Source organism: Sporosarcina sp. FSL K6-1522 (assembly GCF_038622445.1).
Classification (GTDB): domain Bacteria; phylum Bacillota; class Bacilli; order Bacillales_A; family Planococcaceae; genus Sporosarcina.
In genome coordinates this window covers 2265010-2285551 of sequence record NZ_CP152019.1, presented here as the reverse complement: position 1 = coordinate 2285551, position 20542 = coordinate 2265010, and the positions used below count along the sequence as shown (strand labels likewise).

At 43.3% G+C, this 20542-nt stretch carries 14 protein-coding genes; 6 read left to right on the top strand and 8 right to left on the bottom strand.

The genetic code is table 11. The annotated features are described in order from the left end of the window. The first annotated feature begins 29 nt into the window (after positions 1–29). Positions 30–842, top strand: a complete 813-nt coding sequence (locus tag MKY34_RS11110; protein WP_342510518.1) for a cobalamin-binding protein — start codon at positions 30–32, stop codon at positions 840–842. 59 nt (positions 843–901) lie between these two features. Here the strand turns inward: MKY34_RS11110 and tyrS are convergent, their stop codons facing one another. Further along, complete coding sequence (tyrS, locus tag MKY34_RS11105) at positions 902–2167, bottom strand: tyrosine--tRNA ligase (protein ID WP_342510516.1); 1266 nt, start codon at positions 2165–2167, stop codon at positions 902–904. A gap of 441 nt (positions 2168–2608) precedes the next feature. Between tyrS and MKY34_RS11100 the strand changes: the two genes are divergently transcribed. Further along, positions 2609–5530, top strand: a complete 2922-nt coding sequence (locus MKY34_RS11100; RefSeq protein WP_342515244.1) for a transglycosylase domain-containing protein — start codon at positions 2609–2611, stop codon at positions 5528–5530. Positions 5531–5680: 150 nt separating this feature from the next. On the opposite strand, the gene acsA is transcribed toward MKY34_RS11100, so the two are convergent. Then, the gene (gene acsA, locus MKY34_RS11095; RefSeq protein WP_342510515.1) at positions 5681–7399 is read right to left on the bottom strand and encodes an acetate--CoA ligase; all 1719 of its coding nucleotides are present in this window, start codon (positions 7397–7399) and stop codon (positions 5681–5683) included. Between the two features lie 287 nt (positions 7400–7686). Between acsA and MKY34_RS11090 the strand changes: the two genes are divergently transcribed. From MKY34_RS11090 to MKY34_RS11080, 3 genes are read left to right on the top strand one after another with little or no spacing between them, the layout of a single operon-like run. Next, the gene (locus MKY34_RS11090) at positions 7687–8319 is read left to right on the top strand and encodes a GNAT family N-acetyltransferase (RefSeq protein ID WP_342510513.1); all 633 of its coding nucleotides are present in this window, start codon (positions 7687–7689) and stop codon (positions 8317–8319) included. A 16-nt stretch (positions 8320–8335) separates the two neighbouring features. After that, positions 8336–8983, top strand: coding sequence for an acetoin utilization AcuB family protein (locus MKY34_RS11085; RefSeq protein ID WP_342510511.1), 648 nt, complete (start codon positions 8336–8338; stop codon positions 8981–8983). After that, positions 8980–10146, top strand: coding sequence for an acetoin utilization protein AcuC (locus MKY34_RS11080; protein WP_342510508.1), 1167 nt, complete (start codon positions 8980–8982; stop codon positions 10144–10146). The genes MKY34_RS11085 and MKY34_RS11080 overlap by 4 nt, the downstream gene beginning before the upstream one ends. A gap of 111 nt (positions 10147–10257) precedes the next feature. On the opposite strand, the gene ccpA is transcribed toward MKY34_RS11080, so the two are convergent. Together ccpA and MKY34_RS11070 are read right to left on the bottom strand one after the other, a co-directional pair. Further along, a complete protein-coding gene (ccpA, locus tag MKY34_RS11075) occupies positions 10258–11256 on the bottom strand; it encodes a catabolite control protein A (protein ID WP_342510506.1) in 999 nt (332 codons plus the stop codon). A 207-nt stretch (positions 11257–11463) separates the two neighbouring features. After that, positions 11464–12549 carry a bifunctional 3-deoxy-7-phosphoheptulonate synthase/chorismate mutase gene (locus MKY34_RS11070; protein ID WP_342510504.1) on the bottom strand — a complete coding sequence of 362 codons (1086 nt, stop codon included), beginning with the start codon at positions 12547–12549 and terminating at the stop codon, positions 11464–11466. 154 nt (positions 12550–12703) lie between these two features. Between MKY34_RS11070 and MKY34_RS11065 the strand changes: the two genes are divergently transcribed. Then, a complete protein-coding gene (locus MKY34_RS11065) occupies positions 12704–14848 on the top strand; it encodes a cell division protein FtsA (protein ID WP_342510502.1) in 2145 nt (714 codons plus the stop codon). Positions 14849–14923: 75 nt separating this feature from the next. Here MKY34_RS11065 and MKY34_RS11060 read toward each other — a convergent pair whose 3' ends face one another. From MKY34_RS11060 to MKY34_RS11045, 4 genes are all read right to left on the bottom strand, one after another. Next, a complete protein-coding gene (locus MKY34_RS11060; RefSeq protein ID WP_342510498.1) occupies positions 14924–15553 on the bottom strand; it encodes a YtxH domain-containing protein in 630 nt (209 codons plus the stop codon). A gap of 65 nt (positions 15554–15618) precedes the next feature. Beyond that, positions 15619–16089, bottom strand: coding sequence for a DUF948 domain-containing protein (locus MKY34_RS11055; protein ID WP_342510496.1), 471 nt, complete (start codon positions 16087–16089; stop codon positions 15619–15621). A 237-nt stretch (positions 16090–16326) separates the two neighbouring features. Further along, complete coding sequence (gene murC / locus MKY34_RS11050) at positions 16327–17640, bottom strand: UDP-N-acetylmuramate--L-alanine ligase (RefSeq protein WP_342510494.1); 1314 nt, start codon at positions 17638–17640, stop codon at positions 16327–16329. A gap of 131 nt (positions 17641–17771) precedes the next feature. Beyond that, the gene (locus tag MKY34_RS11045; RefSeq protein WP_342510492.1) at positions 17772–20420 is read right to left on the bottom strand and encodes a DNA translocase FtsK; all 2649 of its coding nucleotides are present in this window, start codon (positions 20418–20420) and stop codon (positions 17772–17774) included. Between the last annotated feature and the right edge of the window lie 122 nt (positions 20421–20542).

Genomic DNA, 20542 nt, shown 5'->3' with positions numbered 1-20542 from the left:
AAAAATACTACATAGAATGAGGTGACGTTATGAAACTAATTTCAATTTGCCCAAGCAATACCGAATTACTTGCTTATCTTGGCCTCATTGACCAACTTGTTGCCGTCGATGATTTTTCTGATTGGCCCGCAAGCATTGCCAAACTACCACGCCTCGGCCCCGACTTATCCATTGATATGGATAAATTAGCATCATATGAGCCCGATCTTGTGTTAGCTTCCCTCAGTGTGCCTGGCATGGAGAAGAATATCGAAGAGCTGAAAAAAAGAGGCATTCCCCATATTATATTAGATCCGCAAAGCCTCGGTGATATTGCAGAAGATTTACTGACTGTCGGACAAGCATGCGGTATTGAAGAGCATGCTCTCCACATTCAAATGGAGTATTTAACGTTTATTGGCGACATGAAAAAACGGGCAACAACCGTTAGTGTGACCCCTTCCCTCTACTGGGAATGGTGGCCAAAGCCAATTTTCACACCGGGTAGTATTAATTGGCTGACGGAAATCAGTGCAATCGCAGGTGGTCTCAATGAATTTCGCGATGTCGAACTCGCAAGCGTGCAAACCGATTGGGATGATGTCTTGAAGAGAGCACCTGATTATATTCTGCTCGCTTGGGTTGGTGTTCGTTCGGATAAAGTAAAAAAAGAAGTCGTGCTAAAACGTCCCGGTTGGCCAGAACTTGCTGCGGTGAAAAAAAATCATTTAGCAAAAATGGAAGAAGAACTATATTGTCGTCCTTCTCCACGCCTACTTGAGGGAGCACTTAAACTTGGAAAAATGATTCATCCCGAAATATATGCAGATTTAAAACTGCCCGATTGGGTTACAAATGCATGAACACCAAAAGGCTATTTTCCTCACAACAAGGAAAATAGCCTTTTTATCGTACATATTACTTAAACAAACTTCACCATTTTATAATTCTTTTTCCCGCGACGAACGATTGTAAACGCATCTTCAAGACGATCGGTTGCGCCTACTTCATACGCTGTATCTGTTACTCGCTCACCGTTCAAGGAAATCGCACCGTTCGTCACGTCTTCACGTGCTTGGCGCTTAGAGGCTGATACACCTGCTTCAACAATAAAGTCCACGATGTTTTTCGCATCTTTTGTCATTTCAAATGAAGGTACATCTTTAAATGCATCTTTCATTTCACTGGCTGTCAATGCTTTCAAATCACCACTAAATAACGCTTTTGAAATACGAATTGCCTGATCGAGCGCCTCTTGCCCGTGAACCAAGCGTGTCATTTCTTCCGCTAGCGTCAATTGTGCTCTCCGTAAATGCGGTACTTCCTGCACAGAAACTTCTAGCGCCTCGATTTCTTCACGCTCCATAAATGTGAATATTTTCATATACTTAATGACATCAGCATCAGCCGTGTTAATCCAGAACTGGTAAAACTCATATGGGGACGTTTTCGCTGCGTCTAACCATACTGCCCCACCCGCACTTTTCCCAAACTTAGTGCCATCTGCTTTTGTCACAAGTGGAATTGTAATACCAAATGCTTTCACTTCATCTTCATGTGTCTTACGGATTACTTCCAGACCTGTCGTAATATTGCCCCACTGATCTGAACCACCGATTTGCACGCGGCAGCCATAATGGTTAAACAGGTGGTTAAAGTCAATTCCCTGAATTAACATGTACGAAAACTCGGTAAAGGAAATACCACCTTCAAGTCGTGATGCCACATTATCTTTTGCCAACATATAGTTAACGCCTAACAGCTTCCCGTAATCGCGTAAAAACTCAATGATGCTCATCGAGCCAATCCATTCATGATTATTGACCATTTGCGCGCCGTTCTCCGCACTAAAATCAAAAATTTGTTCTAACTGTGTCTTAATGCCTTCCACGTTTTTTGCAATTTGGTCCGTCGTCTGAAGTTGTCTTTCATCAGAACGTCCAGATGGATCTCCAATCATCCCTGTCGCTCCCCCAACAAGTAAAATCGGGCGATGTCCATGCATCTGGAAACGGCGAAGTGTTAGTAATGGCACAATATGTCCAATATGCATACTGTCCGCAGTCGGATCGACGCCGCAGTATAGCGAAATTTTTTCTTCATTCAATAAATTCTCCAAACCTTCTTCATCGGTCTGTTGGTATAATAGCCCTCTCCATTTCAAATCTTCCATCAATGCGTTTGTCATCCGAATCCCTCCTAATAGTAAGAACAGCGTTTGTGTTTTCGCGCAGCAACACGACAAAAAGTCCCTGCACGATTTCAAAAATCATGCAGGGACGCTAATTACATCATTAACGCGGTACCACCCGGCTTGAGAAAAACTCTCCACTCAATATGCACTAACGCCGCATGCGCGTCACACTCCAAAGCTGTAATTCATGTACGATGTACCGGACAGCTTCCACCAGCCACTGCCTCTCTAGACGGTCCCATCGCCACTACTGCGACTTTTTCAATGCGTGAATTAAAGATATAATACCTATTTTAAACAAAATTCGCAAGTTGTCAAACTTTGCCCATCGACAGTATGAAAATGTGCTATAATAGGAAAGATTTTAGGAGGGATAGTTACTTGAGCGAACAGAAAAAAAACCGAATTGACCTTATAGAAGAAAAAGTTGAATCGATGACGAAAACCAAATGGGCTAAAAAAGTGCGGATCACATCCGGTGTTACGTGGAACCTCTTCCTCCTTTTCATCGTTTTGGGACTAACACTCTCTACCTTTGCTGCTTCAGTTGGCGCAGGGTACTTTGCATCACTTGTAGCGAAAGAGCCGCTGCGTTCCAAAGAAGAAATGCGAGATGAGATATTCACCTATGAAGAAACATCCGAAATTTATTTAGCGAACAACGTCTACCTTGAAAAAGTGAGTGCAGACATTCAACGGAAAGAAACAACACTCGATAACATTTCTCCACATGTCATCGATGCAGTCTTAGCAACAGAAGACGAGTATTTCGAAACGCATACAGGAGTCGTACCGAAAGCGATTTTTCGAGGTGTTTTCCAAGATATGACGAACGCCAGTAGTCAAACCGGTGGATCAACATTGACACAACAGCTAATCAAACTGCAAATATTAACAAACGAAGTTTCCTATGAACGAAAAGCAAAAGAGATTCTGCTCGCAATGCGACTCGAACATTTCATGGACAAAGACGAAATTTTAGAAGCCTATTTGAATATCATTCCTTATGGGCGAAATGTAGCCGGTCAAAACATTGCGGGGATTGAAACGGCTGCCGATGGTATTTTTGGACTGACAGCAAAAGAGTTGAACTTGCCCCAAGCGGCCTATATCGCAGGGATCCCACAAGCTCCATTCGCATACACGCCGTTCTACAATCGTAATCGAGGATTAAAAGAGCCTGAACACTTAAAACCAGGTATCGATCGAATGAAGACCGTCCTCTTTCGCATGAAAGAAACGGGTTATATTACGGAAAAGCAATATAACGAAGCAATCGCCTACGATATTACAAAAGATTTCCGAACAACCGCGTCCATAGAGACTGCGCGGGATCCTTATTTAACAACAGAAATTCAAAACCGTACAATTGAGATACTTACGAAAATACTAGCCGAAAAAGACGGTATTGATCCCGATCGTATCGATAAAGAAGCTAAACTCAAAGAGAAATATAGTATTCTCGCTGAGCGCTCAATGAGAAACGACGGTTACCGTATCTATTCCACCATCGACAAAGAACTCTATGATGCGATGAATGATGAAGCAAAGAAATTCCAAAGTTACGGTTATACGTATTCAGATGAAATTAAAGATAAGGACACAGGAGAAAGTAAAATCGTCAACTACCCTGTCCAAGTAGGCTCCATCATTATTGAAAATAGTACTGGTAAAATCCTCTCATTCGTAGGCGGTCGTGACCACGCCGAAGAAGAGCTGAATCATGCGACGCAGGCCTTTAGACAAAATGGATCGACTATGAAGCCCTTGCTCGTCTATGCACCTGCTATTGAATATGGTGTAATCGGTGCCGGAAGCCCAGTCGTCGATGTGAAACTTCAGAATTCTAGATGGAAACCAGTTAACTTCCTAAGTAACCAAGAACTTGGCATCATTTCTGCAAGACAAGCACTCGCGTCTTCACAAAACTTGGCAACTGCTCGTCTGTATCGAGATATTGTTGATCGCCGACCTGTTGATTTCCTGGCTAAAATGGGCTTTAGTAGACTACAACCAGGAGACTATGAAAACTTGTCTATGTCTTTAGGTGCTCTAACAAGCGGAACAACCGTTGAAGAAAACACAAATGCATTTGCTACATTTGCGAATGGTGGTAAATTCGTAGATGCCTATATGATTGAAAGAATTGAAGATAGTGACGGCAACTTAGTTTATCAACACGAAGTGCAGCCTGTAGATGTCTTCAGTCCACAAACATCCTATATCATTACGGACATGTTACGCGACGTTCCGAAATACGGAACTGCAACAAATATGAGAAGTAGACTTAACTTCGGCATTGACATTGCTGCCAAAACAGGGACAACGGATTCTTATAGTGACTCTTGGCTTGTAGGCTACAATCCAAACATCTCCATGGGGGTATGGATTGGCTATAAGTATGAAAAACTGTCGCTCCAAGGAACTGGCAACGGAAAATATGGGACAACGAACGAACGGACAACCGCACTCTTTGCCCGTCTATTAAATCGAGCAAATGCCACTAGTCCAGAACTAATTGGTGCCAAAGCAAAATTCCAACGACCAGAAGGTGTCGTAAACAGATCGTTTTGTGGTATATCCGGTCTTGCCCCTTCCAAAGCTTGTTCGTCTGCTGGGCTCGTCAAATCTGATTTATTCAACTCTAGGGTGATGTTGCCAAACAAAGCGGATGACAGCATCATATCGGGTTCTTATGTATCCGTAAAAGGCAAGAAGTACCTTGCACTTCCATCGACCCCTACCGAATTCATATCGGCTGGTGGCGCTGGCGTCAACCAAGCATTCATCAAACGAATGCTCGGACCATTTAAAGGGGATGCATCGAAGCTATTCCCGGCAAATTCACCATTTGCCTCTTCCATCATCTCGGGCGCACAATTTAATGCAGACAATGTCGCACCTGCACCCGTACAAGTTACGCTGAATGGCTCAACCTTAACATGGACACATTCAGCTTCCAATGATGTCATTGGCTACTATGTATACCAAGGCAATACAAGGATAGGTACAGTCAAGGACGGTTCACCGAATTCCTTCACAGTCGGAAGTGGCTCCTATTCTGTAAGGGCTGTCGATATCACAGGCAAGCTTTCAGAAAGCTCGAATGCAACAACTATCGAGCCACCGCCTGTAGAAGAAATTCCTGAAACACCATCCGAAGAACCTACTCCGCCTGTTACACCTCCACCGGCCGTAACTCCCCCTGGTAATAATGGGAATGGGAATGGGAACGGGAACGGGAACGGAAATGAGAACGGCGGCAACGGGAATGGTGGGAATACCGGGAACGGCGATGGAAACACCGAAACACCTACACCACCCGAAAATAACGGTGATACAGGTAGTGAAACTTAAAAAATACTCGTCTAAAGGGCTATAAACACTAAGCCTTTAGACGAGTACATCTAGAAAAATAGCAAAGTAAGAAAAACATATGCTTTCTTACTTTGCCAAAAAGGCTCGTCCGTTATCGTAACGGACGAGCCTTTTTATGCTAATCGATGATCAATCTTCCATTGTCGACAAATCGCCTGTCGGCAAATTCAATTCCCATGCTTTCAACACGCGACGCATAATTTTCCCACTTCGTGTTTTCGGTAATTTATCCTTAAACTCAATTTCACGTGGAGCTGCGTGTGCTGCCAGCCCTTTTTTAACAAATGCTCGAATATCTTCCTTCAACTCTTCAGATGGTTCATAACCCTCGTGAAGTGCTACAAACGCCTTGATAATTTCTCCACGAACAGGATCTGGTTTTCCAATTACACCTGCTTCAACAACAGCTGGATGTTCAAGTAGCTTGCTTTCTACTTCAAATGGACCTACACGTTCTCCACTTGTCATGATTACATCGTCTACACGACCTTGGAAAAAGAAATACCCTTCCTCATCCATATAAGCGGAATCACCAGACACATACCATTCGTCGTTCATGAAATAGGACTCGTATTTTTCAGGACTATTCCAAATTTGACGCATCATCGCCGGCCAACCTTTTTTGATGGCCAAGTTGCCCATGCGATTCGGCGGCAAGATATTACCTCGATCATCTACGATAGCAGCTTCGATTCCTGGAACCGGTTTCCCCATAGAACCTGGTTTAATCGGTAGGCAGCCAAAATTACAAATCGTTTGCGCTCCTGTTTCCGTCATCCACCACGTATCATGAATACGCATTTTAAACGTCTCCGATCCCCAACGAATGACTTCCGGATTGAGTGGCTCTCCAACGGATAAGATGTGACGCAATGAGGAAAGATCGAATTTACTTAGTGGTCCTTCCCCTGCACCCATCAACATTCTGAACGCAGTTGGCGCACTATACCAAACTGTCACTCCGTAATCTTGAATCGCTTCGTACCAGCTATCCGTTGAGAACCTTCCACCTACTACTAGGCTTGTTGCTCCTGCAAGCATCGGTCCAAAAATCCCATACGCTGTCCCAGTTACCCAGCCTGGATCCGCTGTACACCAAAAAATATCCTCATCTTTCAAATCGAGTACCCAGCGCGTCGTTTGAAGTTGTTGCACCATCGCTTCCTGAACATGCAGCACACCTTTTGGTTTGCCAGTAGAGCCCGAAGTGTAATGTAGTAGCGTCGCATCTTCCCGACTCATCCATTCCACCTGGTAATACGGAGATGCCTCTTTCAAGTACTTATTGAAATCAACAATCTTTCCTTCTTCCTCAATATCGTCCCCTACAAGGAAAATCGTTTCAAGATGAGGAAGCCTGTCGACAGGTACTCGTTCAAGAAGTGCCGGCGTCGTAATGATTGCTTTTGCTTCACTGTCAAACAGTCGATCATAGACCGCACCTTCCATAAACGCCTCAAAAAGCGGTCCAACAATTGCGCCCAATTTAAGTGCACCTAGCAATGAAAAATATAATTCCGGAGAACGTGGCATGAAAATAAAAATTCGGTCTCCTTTTTCAAGAGATGATTGGTTACGCAATACATTTGCAGCTTTGTTTGACATTCTTTTCATTTCATTAAAAGTATACGCTTCTTTTCGGTCTTCATTTTTGTAATAAAGAGCGACTTTATTTTTTCGATAAGAATCTGCATGGCGATCAACAGCTTCATGTGCAATATTAATGAGACCGCTTTCATACCAACTAAATTCTTTTTCTACATCCGCCCAACTAAAGTTCTCGACGGTCTTATCATAATCTTCTAACTGGAACTTCCCTTGAACAACCGGCAACATTTTCATCACCATTCTCTAATCACCCTTTCGAAAATAATCAATTACGCCGAGGCGTAATTGCGTCGGGATTTTGAACTCCCTCTGATTGAAAAAACTTTTAGCATTCATCCCCACTTATCAGATGGGCAATTCCCGCTGAATCAAGTTAACACCTCCTATTCTACATCATCCAAGTCCGAATTTGCTAATTTATTTTATTTTTTAGATAGTTTTTTCTTTTGTAACAATAAGACTTCTTTTTTCCATATTTTTTGTTGTATACTAGAATCATCTGCTTAGATTGTGAGGTGATGATTTTATTGGAACATATTAAGACCTATAATGCGATGGAAATTAAGCATAAAAACGGTGATATCATTATCGAAGGCCCTGTCTCATCTGAGGAAATTGCGCGCCTGGACTTTCATGAAGATCTTGTCGCATTCAGACCTCCTGCCCAGCAGCATAAGGCGCTTGTTGAAATCGCTGCACTGCCAGATGGAAGAATTTTAATCGTACGCGATCAAAATGAAATTGTCGGGTATGTCACTTACTTATACCCGGACCCGCTCGAATCTTGGTCGGAAGGAAATATGGAGAACTTAATCGAATTAGGAGCGATTGAAATTATCCCAAAATTCCGTGGTGGCGGAGTGGGTAAAGCGTTGCTAAAAGTTTCAATGATGGATGACGCAATGGAAGATTACATCATTTTAACGACGGAATATTACTGGCACTGGGATTTAAAAGGTACCAAATTGAATGTCTGGGAATATCGAAAGATCATGGAAAAAATGATGCAGGCAGGCGGTTTAGAATACTACGCAACCGATGACCCTGAAATTTGCTCCCATCCCGCCAACTGCCTAATGGCTCGTATCGGCGCAAGGGTTGACCAAGAATCCGTCCAGCGATTCGATAGTTTACGCTTTAGGAATCGATTCCTGTATTGAAAGTGAGGCGCTCTATATGCTAATCGAAGAGATCATGATAAAAGATGTACTAACACTTTCTCCAAACCACACTGTAAAAGACGCACTTCAAGCGATGCGAGAAAGAAAAATCCGGCATATTCCGATTCTATCAGCAGAAGGCACAGTCGTCGGAATCATTACGGATCGCAATTTGAAAGAAGTTGTTCCATCATCCATCTCAGAAATAATAGACACAAGCATTTACGATACAGCACTCTCCGAGGTTATGACGAAAAATCCTATCGTCGGTCATCCGATGGACTTTGTGGAAGAAGCAGCTGTCATATTTTACGATAACCAAATCGGCTCCCTCCCCATTGTCTCCAGCGGTAAGTTAGTCGGAATCATTACAGAAACAGACTTGCTCTATAAATATATCGAATTGACCGGTGCACATCAGCCCGGGTCACAACTCGAAGTACGAGTCCCGAATGTGCCGGGCATTCTCTTTGAAGTATCCAAAGTGTTCCATGATTTGCATACCAATGTGTTAAGCGTACTCGTTTATCCAGATAAAGACAATGAAGCTAATAAAATACTCGTCATTCGGATTAATTCCATGAATCCACTCAAAATTATCGAAGAGCTTAAAAACAGTGGATTTGAAGTGTTATGGCCGAATGTACCAGGAATCGACCTATGAAAAAAGATGCCGTATTTGTCTTTTCTGAAGAACAACTTGGATACTCTTTCTCAGACACACATCCGTTCAATCAAAAACGAATTGTCATGACACTTGATCTGCTACGTAAAATGAATGCAATTCAAGACGCAGATATCTTAGCACCCCGTATTGCAACGGATGATGAGTTACTGCTTGCACATGATCCAAAATTCATCGAGATTGTTAAACAGGCGGGAAAAGGGGAACTCCGTGAAGATGTAGGCAGTATATATGGCATTGGAACCGAAGACACCCCCATTTTTCCCAATATGCATGAAGCAAGTGCTATGCTCGTTGGTGGCACACTAACAGCGGTCGATGAAGTGATGGAAGGGCGCTCACGGTATGCCTTAAATCTCGGCGGCGGACTCCATCATGGCTTCCAAGGACGGGCTTCTGGTTTTTGCGTCTACAATGATAGCAGTGTCGCCATTAAGTATATGCAAAAAAAATACGGGGCTCGCGTCCTCTATATTGACACGGATGCCCATCATGGTGACGGGGTTCAATGGAGTTTCTACGATGACCCTACAGTTTGTACGTTTTCCATTCATGAAACAGGTCGCTATCTGTTTCCAGGTACTGGGAATATTACGGAGCGTGGTAATGGAGAAGGTTATGGAACCTCTTTCAACTTTCCAATTGATGCATTTACTGAAGACGAGTCCTTTTTGAATATTTATGAAACCGCTATAAGAGAAGTGACCGCTTATTTCAAACCGGATGTCATCTTGACGCAAAACGGGGCGGATGCACATTACTTCGATCCATTGACGCATTTATACGGTACGATGAATCTTTACAAAGAGATTCCACGAATCGCCCGGGAAGTTGCCGAGCAATTTTGCGATGGTCGCTGGATTGCTATCGGTGGTGGCGGTTACGATATTTGGCGCGTCGTTCCAAGAGCGTGGTCCCACATTTGGCTCGCTATGAAAAACGAAGCGGCTCCAACAGGTCCACTCCCTGCTGAATGGCTGGCAGAATGGCAGGAACAAGCTCCTGTGACGCTTATTCCGACATGGGAAGACCCTAATCCACTTTACGAACCGATTCCTCGCAAAGAGGAAATTACGGAAAAAAATGCGCAGATGCTCGATCGGGCTTTACATATTATCCGAAACGAACGGCTGAATAACTAACTGCTTTTATAGAACTGCCCAAACACAATGGGGGCACCCTCCTCGACTATCTATGTAGTCAAGGAGGGTGCCCCACTTTTAATATCTAAACGACGCTTACGCTTTTCTTATTTATTTCAATGAATTACGTTCTTCCAACCTGAACGGTAAAATAACCTGTTCCTGGTCGACTTCTTCGCCGTTTATTAGCTTTGTCAATAGTCGCATCGCTACGGCCCCTAAATCGTATAGTGGCACGACAATCGTCGTCAATTGCGGTCTAACGACTCTCGCCATGATAGAATGCTCAAAACAAATAACTTCGTAATCTCTAGGTACGGATAAACCTTCATCACAAATCCCATTTAACACGCCAACTGCCATCGTATCATTTGTAGCAAATATAGCCGTTGGTTTCCCTCGCAATTCACGAATCGCTTTCCATGATTCATATGCACTATCGTATGAATCTCCCGTCTCGATAATAAGCTCCTCTTCCACAGCAAGCCCCGCATCTTGAAGTGCCCGAATATACCCCGCCCGTTTGCTTATACGGTTAATATCCCTTGTAAAAGGACTCGAAAGTAAAACAATTCGCTTATGCCCATTGGCAATCAACTGATTGACAGCAACGTATGCAGCTTCTTCAAAGTCAATATTGACAGTTGGTAACAAATTTTGAACATCGAGCGTTCCAGCCAAAACAATTGGCACATTAGCCGTCGCCATTTCAGTCCGAACTTCCTCAGAAATGGAATCACTCATAAAAATCAGTCCATCTACTTGTTTCCCAAGATGATCCTCGAGCAGCTCCACTTCTCTCGTCGTACGTTCGTCAGAATTGGATAGGATAATATTATATTCATACATTGTCGCTACATCTGCGATGCCACGCGAAAGCTCCGAGTAATAACTTTTCGAAATATCGGGCACAATGACACCGATTGTTGTGGTTTTCTTACTTGCAAGCCCTCTTGCTACAGCATTTGGTCGATATCCAAGCCGTTCAATGCATTCAAGCACTTTTTTTCTCGTTGCAGGTTTTACATTTGGATTCCCGTTAACGACGCGGGAAACCGTTGCCATCGAAACACTCGCTTCCCTGGCAACATCGTAAATCGTTACAGCCATTGACCAAACTCCTTTCATCCATTCACTTCATATACTTATACCCTAGCCTATTTACATTCAGCCTTCTACTTAATATAGCATATAAGTGCTATGCTGGGCGGCTTGGACAATAAAATTCAAAAGTCTCATTTTAATCGCCGCACGGCTTCAAGTTTTTATCCTAGTGTATAAGTCAAAACGCCGGAACCCTAAAGGTCCGGCGTAAAATCATGAGACTGTGTGGTGTGTTTTCATGAATTGTTGAATCGCTTCATAAAACTCATCAAACTGTTGTAGATCCATTTGTTGCGCAGAGTCGGACAACGCAACAGCTGGATCCGGATGTACTTCCGCCATAACGCCATCTGCGCCTACCGCAATTGCAGCTTTCGCTGTTGGCAACAACAAATCTTTTCTACCTGTTGAGTGCGTAACATCGACGAATACCGGTAAATGCGTCTCTTGCTTCAAAATTGGAACAGCTGAAATATCTAATGTGTTACGTGTCGCTCGTTCATATGTCCGGATACCACGCTCACAAAGGATAATTTGGCTATTTCCTTTTGACATAATATATTCAGCTGCATTAATGAATTCATCGATTGTCGCTGCAAGTCCACGCTTTAGAAGAACCGGCTTATTGATCATTCCCGCTTCTTTCAGCAATTCAAAGTTTTGCATGTTACGCGCACCAATTTGCACGACGTCGATATAATCCATCGCTTCTTCCAAATGTGACGGCGTAATGATTTCCGTTACAACTGAAAGCCCTGTTTCTTCTGATACACGCTTCAAGATTTTTAGCCCTTCCAGACCAAGCCCTTGGAAATCGTATGGTGACGTGCGCGGCTTGTATGCGCCACCTCTTATCATCGTCAAACCTTTTGCTTTGATGGATTGTGCAACAGCAAGTACTTGTTCATAAGATTCGACTGCGCATGGCCCGTAGATAAATGACGGGTTACCATCACCAATTTTATGGCCATTGATGTCAACGACCGTATCTTCAGCTTTGCGTTTACGCGATACGAGTAATGCATTGCGTTGGTCATCTTCCTGTATTTCAAGCGCAGACATAAAAATGCCTTTAAAGATCTGCTCTAAAACGCCATTCGGTAATGGACCATTGTTTGATTCCTTTAGGAAATTAAGCATTTCTCTTTCACGGATTGGATCATACCTGTTGACACCTTGCTTTTCTTTTACTTTCCCAATCTCTTGGACAACAGCTGTTCGTTCATTAATAAGATCCAATACTTTGATGTTTAGCTCGTTCACACGGCCGCGTAACTCATCTAGTTCATTTTGTCTCATCAGTATGTCTCCTCCCCTACATATCATTCCCTTTCCGAAGAGGGGAATATATGTTACATTTTTATAGAATAGACCTAGTATAATGAATACTATTTGAAAAGTCACGTTATTTATTAAAATTTTTCTCAATTCAGGACATTCCTCGACAGAAAGGGTGAAAAACTTGCCTACTACACTATTTGCGCTCGACATCGGAACACGTTCTGTTGTCGGAATCATCCTACAAGAAAACAACGGTATTTACCACGTTGCTGATCTTGTCTCCATCGAGCATAAAGAACGCTCTATGATTGATGGACAAATACATAATATTTTAAGTGTTGCTAGCGTGATTTCAGATATCAAAAACATCCTTGAAGAACGCCATGGACCACTCAAACAAGTAAGTGTTGCCGCGGCGGGTCGTTCTTTGAAAACATCAGAAGGTGTCATGACTGTCGACATCTCAGAAAAATCCCTTATTTCACATGAAGATGTTAACCGCTTGGAACTAGCCGCTGTCCAACACGCCCAACAAAAACTCATGTCTTCCGACGCTGTCACAAAAGACGATTATTATTACTGTGTAGGTTATTCCGTTTTGCATTACAAGCTAGAAGGCGACGAAATCGGTAGCCTTATCGACCAAGCAGGACGCTCTGCATCTGTCGAGGTCATTGCAACCTTTCTCCCACGAGTCGTCGTGGAGTCTCTCCTAGCCGCTCTCAAAAGGGCAGACTTAGCAATGGAAGCCTTGACACTAGAACCAATTGCAGCCATCAATGTCCTCATTCCGCCATCGATGCGCAGACTTAACGTCGCATTAACCGATATAGGGGCTGGGACATCCGATATTGCCATTACAAATAACAATACGGTTGTGGCATATGGCATGGTACCTGTAGCCGGAGATGAGATCACAGAGGCACTTAGCAATCACTATTTACTCGATTTTCCACTCGCTGAAAATGCCAAAAGAATGATTACGGCAGGGGAAGACATTGTCATCACAGACATTCTCGGTTTCGAGCAGCAGATTGCAGCTAGCGAAGTCGCTGATGTCATCAAACCATCCGTTGAACGCTTGGCCCGTTTAATCGCGGATGAAATCAAGCGTTTAAACGGCGGACAATCCCCACAAGCGGTTATGGTTGTCGGCGGCGGTAGCTTGACGCCTGGGCTAACCCAAGAAATTAGCACTTGTCTGGATCTTCCAGCAAACCGCGTAGGCGTTCGAGGACTAGATGCACTGACGGGAATCACACTAGAGCCCAATATCATCTCATCGCCCGATCTCGTGACACCAATCGGTATTGCTATCGCAGCAAGAAGAGCACCTATTCACTACATGTCTGTCACCGTCAACGACAAAACCATTCGACTTTTCGAGTTAAAGGAAATGACCGTCGGAGATGCACTGCTTGCAGCCAATATTAAAGCACGACAACTTTATGGTATGCCTGGACTCGGTCTATCCATCAAACTGAATGACCAAGACATCCTTATTCCCGGCGAGCATGGCACGCAAGCGACCATTCACTTGAACGGACAAGTAACAAGCACAAAAGAATTCATAAAAAATGGCGATGCGATCGAACTATTGCCTGGTAAAGATGGCAAACACGCCGTTGCAACCGTGCGTGATTTGCTCGATGATGTGCCGACGATTCATGTCACGATTGATGGACTAGCCGTCAAACTAGAGCCTTCCATTACGGTCAACGGGATTCCACAAAGCCTTGATACACAGCTTAGTGACCGTGATAAAATACATGTTTCACAAGCAAGAACATTAGCGGCTGCATTGGCGGCAACCAATCGCCAAGAACAACTGGCAACCAATGTCTTTTCCGTAGTCGTCAATCAAAAACCGATGGCGTTAAAAGCGCGACCAATGACCTTTTTAGTAGGAGGTATACCAGTCAACACTTCCTATATCCTAAAAGATCAAGATGCAATAGCAATCCAAAAACCACCATCTCCTACAATTAATGAAGTCGCAGCAGAACTCGGTAAGAAATCGGTGGATCAAATGACCGTCACGTTCAACGGGACAACTATTACCATCCAAAAACAACGGCTTTCTTTTATGTTGAACGGACAACTTAGCGATGGCGATACCATCGTCCAAGCAGATAGTCAGTTGACGATCACATCTCTGAATACGACTCCTATCACGTTCAGTGATGTCTTTGTGCATACAGACTATCAAATACCTGAAAGTTCTTCTAGCACCTATCAGTTATTGCGCAATGGTTCGCCTATCGGATTTAATGACCCGATTTTCGGCGGCGATTCACTTGAAATCAAGTTCCATTAAGTAGCGAGATAAGGCAATATCAGCTTCTTAATGTAGAAAAAAACCCATCACAATTGATGGGCTTTTTCTGTTTATTCACTTCTCATTTACAGTTGCTTCTTCATTTATTTTCTCTTCGACAGCCTTGTGCAATGCTTCTGCTGTTGCTGTCACTTCTTCCACTTCCTGCTCAAGAACATCTTCTACTTTTTCGGCTACCTCATTGATAAATTCAATCGCTTCTTCACCCTCTGAAGAAACCGTGCCATCATCCATCGGTACAGATGTTTTGGACGTCATCGTCTTTACTTTATCAATAATTTGACCAGATTGCTCCTGTAATGTCTTTGTTAATTCACCCGTTTTCTCTTTAGCAACCGATGTGAATTCTGTTGTTTTCTCTTTTGCTACAGTTGAAAACTCTGTCGCCTTCTCTTTGGCAACCGAACTAATTTCGATGCTTTTATTTTTCAGCTGTGAAGCCTGCGTCGTCAAATTCCCACGCATTTCACTACCTGTTTTTGGCGCGAGAAAGAGTGCTGTTGCTGCTCCAATGACACCTCCAACTAGCGCACCAAATAAGAAGCTACTAGCCCCCGAACCTTGGACCTCTCTATAAAATTCATCTGTATAAGATTTCGGTGTAGGATTGTAGTTAGCTGGCAAATAGGTTTGCTCGCCATAAGTATTCTCATATTGACCGTTTCTATTTCGCTCTTCATTCATCTCTAATTCCTCCTCATTTGTCGAAACTGGCTTCTATTTTATATTAAGCTGTCATAAGGGCGATGTTATTTCTTTAGCCCCTGCCCCGGCTTATACACTGTCCATCCCTTGCTCTTTGCACTTTGTGGTTTCCGCTCTTTCACTTTCGCCATGATGTCGATAACGACATTGCTCCATTGAACAGCTTGCGCAATTTTATCAGCATTTTGTTCGGCACCCGTTGTAATTGATTCAGATACTCTTCGAACGGACGAATTAAGCCCCGAAACTGACTCTCCCACGCCTTTCACTGCATCCACAACCGTATTCAATTTCTCCGACTTCTGCTGAATATCTTCAGCTAGGCTATTGGTCTTGTGAAGAAGATCTGCTGTTTCTTTCGTAATCCCTTCAAGTTGAACTGTAAGCCCGTCCATCGTTTCAGAAACACTTTGCAATGTTTTCTTCACAGAGAACAACGTCATCGCCAAACTTACGCATAAAATCAAAAATGCGATTGCAGCGACGATAGCTGCTATGTACAATAAATTTTCCATGATACTGCCTCCTCCAACTGCTTGTTCCTAATACACTGTGTTCCCTTTTCTCAGGCAAAATAAACATTATGCCTATAGAACATCTTCGACATCTTTCTCCATTTCCCTTCATAAATAGTAAAATGATTTGGAAATACGAACTGAATTTATGTCCATAATGTGTATAAAACACGTAGCCAAATCAAGTTCACCGAATTATAAAGGGCTTCCAAAAACAAAACAGCTGATCCCATTGGATCAAGCTGTTTCATCTTTCTCAATATAACTCGCAAATGCATGTAGATATTTTTGAACATCGCCAGCTCCCATGAACAAGTAAACTGTGTGTCCATGAGCGTCTAGCACTCCAATATCATCCAATTCAAGATGCTTTGCCCCAGGTATTTTGGCAACCAAATCATCAATGGTCAAGTTACCTGCTTTTTCACGCGCCGAACCAAATATATCACATAAATATACGTGATCAGCAGGCGCCAAACTTTCTGCAAATTCCTTCATAAGTGCTGCAGTTCGTGTAAATGTATGTGGCTGAAAAATGGCTACTAGCTCATGATTTGGATACTTCTGTTTGGCTGATTGCAAGGTCGCTGCAATTTCCGTTGGATGGTGAGCATAATCATCCACAATCGTCCGTCCATCGACTTCCGAAATTGTAAATCGTCGTTTCACGCCATGGAATGATAATAGCCTTTCCTCAACAGTAGCTGCTGAAACGCCCTCATAATGACAAAGCGCAATCACGCCTAACGCGTTGAGAATTGCATGATCACCTGCAAGAGGAATCGTAAACGTATGGTAGAATTCATTGCGTACAAAAACGTCAAAAGTCGAATGTTCGGCCGTTTTAACAATGTTTTTTGCTGCAAAATCATTCATTTCATCAAAGCCATAGTAAACAACAGGCACATTGGCCTGAATTTTTTGCAGGTGAATATCATCACCACAAGCAATAATAGCTTTATTTACACGCAGAGCCATTTCACCAAATGCATCCAAAACATCCTCCAGATTTTTAAAATAATCTGGATGATCAAAATCAATATTCGTCATAATTGCGTAGTCAGGATCATAGGAGAGAAAATGTCGTTTATATTCGCATGCTTCAAAAACAAAGTACTCACTAGCCTCTGGTCCTCTTCCCGTCCCGTCTCCAATTAAATAAGACGTAGGCGCATGCCCCGATAAAACATGCGCTAACAGCCCAGTTGTCGATGTTTTACCATGAGAACCTGTAACCCCAACGGAAATAAATTTCTTCATATAATTTCCCAGGAAATCATGGTAACGAATAATTTCTAATCCTATTTCGTTTGCTTTCACCAACTCAGGGTGACTATCAGGAAAAGCATTCCCCGCAATAATTGTCATCCCTGGTTTAATATTTATTTCATCAAATGGTAACACGGCTATTTTTCTTTCATGAAGGGGATCTTCCGTAAAGAAATACTTTTCTACATCCGAACCTTGCACTTCATAAGCGGAATCATGAAGGATTTGCGCGAGGGAACTCATCCCCGATCCTTTAATTCCCACAAAATGGAACACTGTCATATTGCAACCTCCCGGGGTCATTTCTGTGCCCCTGTAATCAAATATACCTCAACGTCTATACGTCGATGGCTTTACCCATTATTATACCACCAATTATGCATAATGCCCGCTTTATCTTTGTTTAGCGGATGTCATTCCCTAAGCTGCATAACATCACTTTCTGTCAAGTAGACATCTCGCGCTTTACTTCCACGCTGTCCTGAGATAAATCCACTTTTCTCCATCCGATCAATTAGTTTGGCTGCTCGATTGTAACCGATACTGAAATTACGTTGCAATAGCGATGTAGAGGCACTTCCTTGCTCGAGAATAAACTTACATGCTTCCTCAAAAAGCGGATCTGTCTCCTCTTCCTCAATTGCATTTGCCAGCAAATCTTCTTGGCCAAACAAATACGTAGGTGTTGCTTCGTTCCGAACGTGTTCTATTATACGCTCAATTTCATCATCCGTGACAAATGTCCCTTGAAGCCTCACCGCAGACGACTTGCCGTTACCAATATAAAGCATATCCCCTCTACCGAGAAGTCTTTCGGCTCCTGGCGAATCGATAATTGTTCTAGAATCAATTTGAGAAGATACGGAAAAAGCAATTCGCGTTGGTACGTTCGCTTTAATCGTCCCTGTAATGACGTCAACAGACGGACGTTGCGTTGCAATGATTAAGTGAATACCACATGCCCGTGCTTTCTGTGCAATACGACTAATGGACACTTCTACATCAGCAGGCGCCATCATCATTAAGTCGGCAAGCTCATCAATGACAATTAACAAATACGGCATTTTCAACGAAAAGCGACGGCTCTCTGTGACGACTTTGTTATAGCGTTCAATGTCTCGAACACCGGCATGAGCCAGCAACTCATAACGTCGTTCCATTTCCGCTACTGCCCACTTCAGCGCAGCTGTTGCAGCCTTTACATCCGTGATCACTGGGCTGATGAGGTGAGGGATTCCATTGAATGGTGCAAGCTCAACCATCTTCGGATCAATCAGCATCATTTTCAAATCTGTCGGCGACGCCTTATACAATAAGCTAACCAATATTGAATTGATGCAAACAGACTTTCCAGAACCCGTTGCGCCCGCAATCATACCATGAGGCATTTTACAGAGATCCAGTGTTACAGGTGCCCCTGTTAAACTAAGCCCTAACACTGCCTCTAGCGGCGAGGAGGAACGTTGAAACTTTTCCGCTCCAATCACCTCAGATATACGAACAGGGCGCGTCTTGCGATTCGGTATTTCAATCCCAATCGAACTTCTTCCGGGAATTGGCGCCTGGATTCGAATATCCTCTGCGGCAAGTGCCAACTTTAAATCATCTGTTAAATTGCGCACCTTACTCACTTTCGTTCCCTGCCCCACTGTCAACTCAAACCGTGTCACCGTTGGCCCTTGTACAGCTTCAATCACATTCGCTTGAACCGCAAAATGGGACAACGCTTCCTCCAATTTTTCAGACTGTGTTTCCAGCCACTCCGTATCCTCAATTTGCGCTTCTGGTGGGATTAATAAATCCAAAGAAGGCAATGCATAATACGGTTCTTCTTCCACTTCAATTACATCTTCATTCACTGCCGCTACTGGAAGGGGCTTTGACACACTAATTGTATTGGGCACTTCAACTTTCTTCTCTATAGGCGCCTCTACTTGTGGCAAAAAAGCCCGTTTGGCCTCTAGCTTTTCCTTATCAGATTTCAACATCAATACATTAAAAGGCACAATCCGCTCTTTGTTGTCCTCTATGTCCGATTCACTTGCTACCGGAAGGCTCTCTGAATCAACTACAGGATCTTCAATGTCTGTAGTATGTTCCGTATTTGGTGAAGTAATTCCTAAAATTTCCGGTGTCTCTTCAACCAGTTCATCCACCAGCGATGTGACAGCTTGCGGCACACCCTCTGCTACGAAGTCCTCTTTAGCATCGCTGCTATCGATCATTTGCTCTTCAATCACTTCGTCTGCCGATGGAGAAACAACTATCCGTTCTTCTTGTACAGGTGGGGCTACTTCTGGTGTATGGTCTGTTTGCGCCTCTTCCACTACTGATGGTTCTATCGGCGTAAACACCGCTTCTTGCTCTGGCGATTCAATGGGTAGAGTAGTTGCCAATTGCTCTTCCGCCACTGGTATAAGCACGGTTTCTTCCTCCAGTAATTCAACTGGTGGAGTAGCCGCCAACCGTTCTTCTTCCACTGGAGGGGTTACTGGCATAGCCACAGCTTCTTGCTCTGGCAATTGCTCCTGCCGCTCTTCAACCCACTCCGCTATTTTCTCTTTTTTAACCGGCGTATAGCCATGTACCGGCGATGGCACTGTTGTTGGAATAAACGGTCTGTTTGAGCGTTTTTGCACACTTTCATTTGTCTGTGCTACTTGTTTCTTTTCACTTATCGTACTGCTCGTTCGTAATATAGACTGTTGGCGTCCGGTTTCTACACCATACTTCAAAGCGCTACCTGCCTTGTAGATGGTACCAACACTACGGTCACCTTTCCATCTCTCATTTTCATAGAGTGGAATCGTTTCATAATCCTCTTCACTCTCTTCGGCAAGTACAGTGGCTTTAGGACGTTCACGCTCTGGTGTTGGCTCATCATCCCATCCATAGATTTCCGCATCTGAAATAATCGGAAAACGGAATAAAGGTCCTTGCTTTGTATCATGATTCTCAGGAACCTCATCATATTTTCCTTCTGGTTCTTCATAGATATTTTCTACTTTATCGTCATCATCTGGGCCAAAAAGCCGATTCACTATTTTTTTAAAGAAACTCAACGCTATCACTCTTTTCGTGTCAATCAATCTATTTTAACAGTACTAACCCATCTAAATCAAATCAATCCAAAAAAAAAGAAAAACGCGCCCTCTCAGCACGTTTTTCCTCTGTATCTATTATC

Bases quoted from the DNA above. Each gene is read 5' to 3' on its own strand.
- MKY34_RS11110 (WP_342510518.1), top strand. From the start codon at position 30: ATGAAACTAATTTCAATTTGCCCAAGCAATACCGAATTACTTGCTTAT.
- tyrS (WP_342510516.1), bottom strand. From the start codon at position 2,167: ATGACAAACGCATTGATGGAAGATTTGAAATGGAGAGGGCTATTATAC.
- MKY34_RS11100 (WP_342515244.1), top strand. From the start codon at position 2,609: ATGACGAAAACCAAATGGGCTAAAAAAGTGCGGATCACATCCGGTGTT.
- acsA (WP_342510515.1), bottom strand. From the start codon at position 7,399: ATGGTGATGAAAATGTTGCCGGTTGTTCAAGGGAAGTTCCAGTTAGAA.
- MKY34_RS11085 (WP_342510511.1), top strand. From the start codon at position 8,336: ATGCTAATCGAAGAGATCATGATAAAAGATGTACTAACACTTTCTCCA.
- MKY34_RS11080 (WP_342510508.1), top strand. From the start codon at position 8,980: ATGAAAAAAGATGCCGTATTTGTCTTTTCTGAAGAACAACTTGGATAC.
- ccpA (WP_342510506.1), bottom strand. From the start codon at position 11,256: ATGGCTGTAACGATTTACGATGTTGCCAGGGAAGCGAGTGTTTCGATG.
- MKY34_RS11070 (WP_342510504.1), bottom strand. From the start codon at position 12,549: ATGAGACAAAATGAACTAGATGAGTTACGCGGCCGTGTGAACGAGCTA.
- MKY34_RS11060 (WP_342510498.1), bottom strand. From the start codon at position 15,553: ATGAATGAAGAGCGAAATAGAAACGGTCAATATGAGAATACTTATGGC.
- MKY34_RS11055 (WP_342510496.1), bottom strand. From the start codon at position 16,089: ATGGAAAATTTATTGTACATAGCAGCTATCGTCGCTGCAATCGCATTT.
- murC (WP_342510494.1), bottom strand. From the start codon at position 17,640: ATGACAGTGTTCCATTTTGTGGGAATTAAAGGATCGGGGATGAGTTCC.